Annotated in this window: 5 protein-coding genes and 1 pseudogene; 5 read left to right on the forward strand and 1 reads right to left on the reverse strand. The window is 39.2% G+C overall.

Annotated features, from left to right (window positions below):
• Positions 1-95: 95 nt before the first annotated feature.
• Positions 96-218 (reverse strand): rhodanese-like domain-containing protein, encoded by a 123-nt coding sequence (locus KSO91_RS17695; protein ID WP_275114021.1) that lies wholly within the window; start codon positions 216-218, stop codon positions 96-98.
• Between the two features lie 195 nt (positions 219-413).
• On the opposite strand from KSO91_RS17695, the gene KSO91_RS15320 reads away from it, so the two are divergent.
• The 5 genes and pseudogenes from KSO91_RS15320 to KSO91_RS15340 form a co-directional block, all read left to right on the forward strand.
• Complete coding sequence (locus KSO91_RS15320; protein ID WP_238743904.1) at positions 414-2,357, forward strand: LTA synthase family protein; 1,944 nt, start codon at positions 414-416, stop codon at positions 2,355-2,357.
• A gap of 457 nt (positions 2,358-2,814) precedes the next feature.
• Positions 2,815-3,750, forward strand: coding sequence for an ADP-glyceromanno-heptose 6-epimerase (gene rfaD, locus KSO91_RS15325; RefSeq protein WP_238743905.1), 936 nt, complete (start codon positions 2,815-2,817; stop codon positions 3,748-3,750).
• 11 nt (positions 3,751-3,761) lie between these two features.
• Positions 3,762-5,228: a capsule assembly Wzi family protein gene (locus KSO91_RS15330; protein WP_238743906.1), complete on the forward strand. Its 1,467-nt coding sequence runs from the start codon at positions 3,762-3,764 to the stop codon at positions 5,226-5,228.
• Between the two features lie 483 nt (positions 5,229-5,711).
• Positions 5,712-6,452: a glycosyltransferase family 25 protein gene (locus tag KSO91_RS15335; RefSeq protein ID WP_238743907.1), complete on the forward strand. Its 741-nt coding sequence runs from the start codon at positions 5,712-5,714 to the stop codon at positions 6,450-6,452.
• Positions 6,449-6,765, forward strand: a pseudogene (locus tag KSO91_RS15340) (hypothetical protein); the annotation flags it as partial. The gene KSO91_RS15335 and the pseudogene KSO91_RS15340, both read left to right, overlap by 4 nt.

The raw sequence follows: 6,765 nt of genomic DNA on the forward strand, positions 1-6,765 counted from the left end.
AGACGGTTGTCGATTTTTTTACGCAAGTCATGCAAATGGATAACTTTACTTTGCGGCAAGAAGCCCTAGAATGAGGGATGGTTCACTTTTATTGGCTAAAAATGAACCCCGAAACTTGAGTTATAAGTATTCTGATCGCGAATATCAGCTATTTTTATTTTCTCTTTTATGACTCGTTGCTGGGCATCATAAGTACTAATTAACTGAAATGTGGTCATTGTATATCCCTTTTTTCGGTGTTTTTAATTGCCAGAACTTAACAAATACAGTTGAACATACGCAACATTTCATTTACATTTTAACTGTTATTTTTTTGCACCGGATCATCATTTAACTGTTTCAAGAAAGAATCAAACCTGTGCTACCCTAGCGCCACTCTTTTTATAGCGACTATTTACCCTCAAGGATACAATATGAGTTCGTGCAAACGCCTAACAGGCCCTCTCTTTCCTATTATCGTTTTTGCCGCAACTGCGCTCATTATTTTATCTTTATCGCGCTTAGGGCTTACTATCTGGGAAGCGGATCGTATTACGGAAAGTAGCGACTATTTACATATTTTTCTACAGGGAATACGGATTGATTTTGCGACTGTCTGTTGGTTATACGCATTACCGGCGCTACTATCATGTTTGCTACCGTTTAATGGTTTGATCGGTCGATTTTGGAAAGTAATATTACGTATTTGGTTGGTGGTTGGATTATGGATTCTTGTTTATATGGAGCTCGCTACCCCCGCTTTTATCAGTGAGTATGATTTAAGACCTAATCGTTTATTTATTGAATATCTTATCTACCCGAAAGAAGTATTGAGTATGCTCTGGGGCGGTTACAAATTAGAGCTGCTTATCGGCTTTGTTGGTACGATAACCACCCTATTTTTAGGTTGGAAATTAAGCGCTTACACAGTAAAAAATATCCAGCGCCCTAAGTGGTATTGGATGCCCATTATGTTTTTGTTGGTCGCACTAGTGAGCCTGTTAGGCGCCCGGTCAACACTGGAACACCGTCCGCTCAACCCCTCTCTGGTCGCTTTTTCAACCACGCCATTACTCAACGATTTAGTTCTCAACTCTACTTATTCGGTCATTTTTGCACTGAAAAACATGACCTCTGAAAAAAATGTACAAGCATTTTATGGAAAAATGGACAGGCAAGAGATCATCGATCGAGTCAGAGCATCAACAGCGCCTAAAGGCGCGTTTATTAGCGAAGAGATCCCAACGTTACGAGTCAATAAGCCAAGCTACACCGGAAAACCGAAGAATTTAGTTATTTTACTGCAGGAAAGTTTAGGTGCACGTTTTGTTGGCGCTTACGGCGGTCTCAATCTCACCCCAAACCTTGATAAATTAATTGATGAAAGCTGGATGTTCTCTCATCTGTATGCCACAGGTACCCGTTCAGTACGCGGTATTGAAGCTGTGGTCAGTGGTTTTTCACCGACGCCGTCGCGCTCAGTGGTCAAACTATCAAAAAGCCAAACTAATTTTTTCACTATTGCACAGTTACTGCAACGACATAATTACCATACGCAGTTTATTTATGGTGGCGAAAGTCATTTTGATAATATGAAAAGTTTCTTTTTAGGTAATGGATTTACTGATATCTTTGACTTTCCACGTTTTAAAAACCCCGAGTTTACAGGCTCATGGGGGGCTTCAGATGGTGACTTATACAATGCAGCGCATCAGCAGTTTGTCGAATTAAACAGTTCTGGACAGCCTTTTTTCAGCCTTGTTTTTACGAGCTCAAACCATACCCCCTTTGAATACCCTGAAGGTAAAATAGATCCCGAGCCAGGTGAAAGACAGACACGAAATAACGCCATAAAATATTCTGATTATGCCCTTGGCGAACTGATAAAAAAAGCCAAAAAAGCTGACTATTGGAAAGACACAATATTTTTATTGATTGCAGACCATGATGCGACTGCCTATGGTGATGTGCCGGTTCCGGTCAAAAACTTCCATATTCCCGCCGTTATTTTTGGTGGCGGAATTAAAGCGCAAAAAGACGATCGCTTAGCAAGCAACATTGATATGCCCCCGACTTTGCTATCATTGATTGGTATAGAAAACCGCTCACCGATGCTTGGACAAGATCTAAGCAAGCCTTTAGATAAAGCGCAGCAGCGTATTATGCTGCAGTTTGATAAAAACTTTGCCTACTTTACCCCTGAGAAACTGGTGGTATTACAACCCCAAAAAGCAGCCATCGCTTATCAATATAATTTTACCAATAAAACATTAAGCCCAACAACACTCACCGAGTCAGAAAGCAAACAGGCACTTGCACATGTACTTTGGGGCGACCTTGCTTATCAAGAGCGACTCTATCGCTTAGAGAGTCAGTAAAACGGCCGTATTTTAGAAGTATCATGTCCGAACTCATTGTTGGGGCATGATGTTTGCGCGTTCGCCATTGGTTCTTCTTTTTAGGCGTTTAGATACATTCAACAATTGGGTTTATATTACTAAACCTTGTAGACCTATACTGAAATATCGTCAAGATGTAGCGACAGAACTTTGCTCGGATGCTAAAGTAGAAAGCCGACCGTAACATGGTAAGAAGACTCATTCCCTCTGCAAATGTTGTTACAACGGTTGCGCTTATAATTAAACTTTGCCCATTCAAATGTTCTACCTTAGTTTATAAAAAAGGGTTACGAAAACCTGTATCTAATCCATTAATAATTAAGGAAATCATCTACTTTAAATTACAACTAAAGTTGGCATGCGAGTTTAAATAATTGCATACTATAATGATAATAATTTCCTATATTAAATCTTATCCCCAGCAAGAGGTAAAAACATGTTTATAGTTACAGGTGGTGCCGGTTTTATCGGCAGTAATATCGTCAAATCCCTTAATGAACGTGGCATTACAGATATTCTCGTTGTCGATGATTTAACCGATGGCACTAAGTTCATTAATCTTGTTGATTTGCAGATTATGGATTATATGGATAAAGATGAATTTATTACGCAGATCGTTTCCGGGCAAGAATTCGGTGATATTGACGCGATTTTTCATGAAGGCGCATGCTCGTCAACGACTGAATGGGACGGTAAATTCATGATGGAAAATAATTATGAATATTCCAAAGATCTGCTTCATTACTGCATAGAACGCGACATTCCATTCTTATATGCTTCATCGGCAGCCACTTACGGTGGCAATGATACCTTTAAAGAAGAATTTAAATATGAACAGCCATTAAACGTTTATGGTTACTCTAAATTTCAATTTGACCAGTATGTACGCCGCGTTTGGATTGACGCAAAAGCACACAATGAAACGCTGCCTCAAATTGTCGGTTTCCGTTATTTTAATGTCTACGGCCCGCGTGAGCAACATAAAGGTAGTATGGCAAGCGTCGCATTTCACCTAAATAACCAACTTAATGCTGATGAAAACGCCAAACTATTTGAGGGTGACCATAAACGTGATTTTGTTTATATTGATGATGTTTGCAAAGTCAACTTATGGTTTTTTGACCACAATATTTCAGGAATTTTTAATGTTGGCACAGGCAAGGCAGAATCTTTCCTTGAAGTGGGTGAAGCCGTTGTCGCTTATCACCAAAAAGGTGAAGTACAGCGGATCCCATTCCCTGAGCATCTAAAAGGCCGCTACCAAAGTTTTACTCAAGCAGATTTAACCCAGCTTCGTGGCGTAGGTTATGATGCGGAATTTAAAGGTGTTGCTCAAGGTGTCGCACTTTATATGGCAGAATTAAACAAATAACAGGATGTTTCATGAAAAAGGCTATTTTCACTCTTTTACTGCTTATCAGTGCTAATGCATCAGCATCATACCACTGGATCGATGCTAATAATTTACATCTCCGCGCAGATATTCAGCTACTTGCTGATGTGGGTATTGTTAAAGTACCAACCACGACTTACCCCTTAATGTGGAGCGGGGTGATGCAGGGAATTAACGAGACGCTGCCTGAAGATATTCCAGCACAAGCGAAAGGATCTTATGAACGCGTTGTTAAATATTATAACAATTTAAAAAATAGCCGTTATAAAATCGATTTATCTGTTGCCGGCGCCACTAAAAAGCCCCGCTTTCAGCACTATGGCACACCCGTTCAAGAAAAAGCGCAAGCAGCTATTGCCGTCACTGGTGAAAGCGAATATTTTGCTTACCGCTTAAAAAGTAGCGCGGTATATGATTCTACAGATGGCGATGAGTTGCGTTTAGATGGAAGTTATCTGAGTCTATTACTTGGAAACTGGGTTTTCACGGCGGGTAGCTATGATGAGTGGTACGGACAAGGTTGGGACACGGCGTTAATGAAAAGCAGCAACACTCGATCAATGCCCACACTTTCTGTTAGCCGTAATAACCCGCAAGCATTTACGCTGCCGGTTTTAAAATGGCTAGGCCCTTGGACCCTGACAACGGGTATCTCATGGATGAATGATGATCAATACCGCAGCATAGACAACGCTTTATTATGGAGTTTTAGAACCTCTTTTAAGCCTCACCCAAACTTTGAATTTGGTATAACCAGAACGGCGCAGTTATGCGGTGATGACAAAGGATGCGGCGTAAGCACTTGGTGGGATATGTTATCCGGAGACAGTAATGTTTACACTGGGGAAAACCCAGCCAATCAGCTTGCTGCCGTTGATTTTCGCTGGGGCAGCACCTTATATGGTATGCCTTACGGCATCTACTGGGAAAGCATGGGTGAAGATTCAATGCAGTTAAACCGCTTCCCCCCCTTTGAAGAGCACAGTTATCTTATGGGGCTAGATATGAGTTACCGTGCTTTTAATCAGTCTATTCGCACTTTTTTTGAATATACCGAAACGAATGCCGCTTGTGGTGGAGACGGTGATTGTACCTATGAGCATAGTACTTACAAAGGAGGTTACCGTTACCAGTCAAAATCAATAGGCTCAACTTATGATAATGATGCGCGCACCTATGTATTAGGCTTTATTGGTAACAGCGATAATGGACACCAGTGGAAATCAAATCTGCGTTACCTAGATCTCAACGTAGACAACAGTAATGCAAACGCGCCAGGCGGCAATACTGTGGCAGCAATGGCAGAGCAGGCGACACAATTTGATTTCACATATATATTCCCGTTACTACAAGGTAAACTAGAAACAGGTGCCAGTTATACCTACTCGACTTATAGCAATGATATTAAGAATGATAATAATATAGCGCTATGGGCAAACTGGGATTATCAATTTTAATATAAACATATACCCGTTACCGATGAAAATACAATTTTGCATGCTCTATAACGGGTATAAAACGGGCTGCTAATAACAGCCCCAAAATTATGCTAGCAATGACACTCTTAACCTAAAGAAGCAGCTTTCTCCCTTTGAAAAGGCGACGCTTTTTGAAGGCCTACAGAAACATGATTTTGTCTATATCAGCGATCTCAACAAAGTAAATTGATGTTTCTGTAGTCATCATATTTGCTTTTTTATCTTGTAACGAGTCGTTCTGAATCATTTGTTGAAGAAGGTAAAGTTGCCTGTACCTATCACCGAAAATTAGAACATCGTCCCATGTTTTCCCCTGAACATTTACAGCCGCGCTTGCAAATTTAAGCCGAACTGATTGAGCGAATTGATGCAATACAGCCTATAATAGTGGCCGCAAAAGGGTTCCTGAAAGCACTATTAAGCATGTGATTTGGTTGAACAGAAAAGAGATGAATAAATAGCATGAAAATATTTGTAATGAGTTTGAAACGCTCTACTGACAGAAGAAATCGAATAACGACAACGTTGGGTGATGCCAATATAAAATTTGAATTTTTTGATGCTATAGATGCATCAACACCTAACTTTAAATACTCAAATAAAAGAGCACCGGATCAGACACTGTTGCGCTTTGGTTATGCTTTGATTGAAAGTGAATTAGCCTGCTTTGCCAGCCATTATTCTTTATGGCAAAAATGTGTCGCACTAAATGAGCCTATTTTAGTCTTTGAAGATAATTGTGATTTAACTGAGTTGTTTCAAGAAACGCAACCATTATTTGATCAACTTATTAATAAATATCACTTTATTAAACTTTTTTCGATGTTCAAAAAAAGATATAGCACGATAGAAGAAATAAATTCAACATCTGAAATAGTGTATTACCATGAGCGAACCTGTGGCTTACAAAGCTATTTAATTAGCCCCCATGCCGCAAAACAGTTTATTAAAAATGCCAATCAGTTTATTGACCCCGTTGATAATTATATGGAGAAACCCTGGCGGCACGGTATTTCAACTTATAGTTTCAAACCTGATTTAGTGACAAGAGCAAAAATAAAATCAACTATTGGCTCAAATAGAAAAATAAAAGCAAAATTATCCATATGGCACAAAGCTATTATTGAAATATTCAGGGCCTATGAAGAAATAAGATATAAAATAAAAAATTTACTTATAATAATAGAATCGAATAAAAGATGAAAAGCTTAAAAATCAACATTAAAAACAACTTATTAGATGCCCTTATACTACTGCCTATTTTATGGGCTTTTACAGGCCTATTTTTATACCCTAACGGTAAAAAAACTATTGTAGTGATTATTCTCATTGCCGCTATAACATCATTATACAAATATGGTACTCATCATATTAAAGACAACTTAAAAGATAATAAATTTCTTTGGTTATTGGGCGCATCATCTCTGTTTGCCATTCTCGCAGATAGCTATTACGGCTATAGCGCCAGTCAGTTAAGGGCTTTTATTTCTATTTTTGTCTACCTTTCTATTTTACC

It is taken from the genome of Psychromonas antarctica (assembly GCF_022267535.1).
GTDB classification, from domain to species: Bacteria; Pseudomonadota; Gammaproteobacteria; order Enterobacterales; family Psychromonadaceae; genus Psychromonas; species Psychromonas antarctica.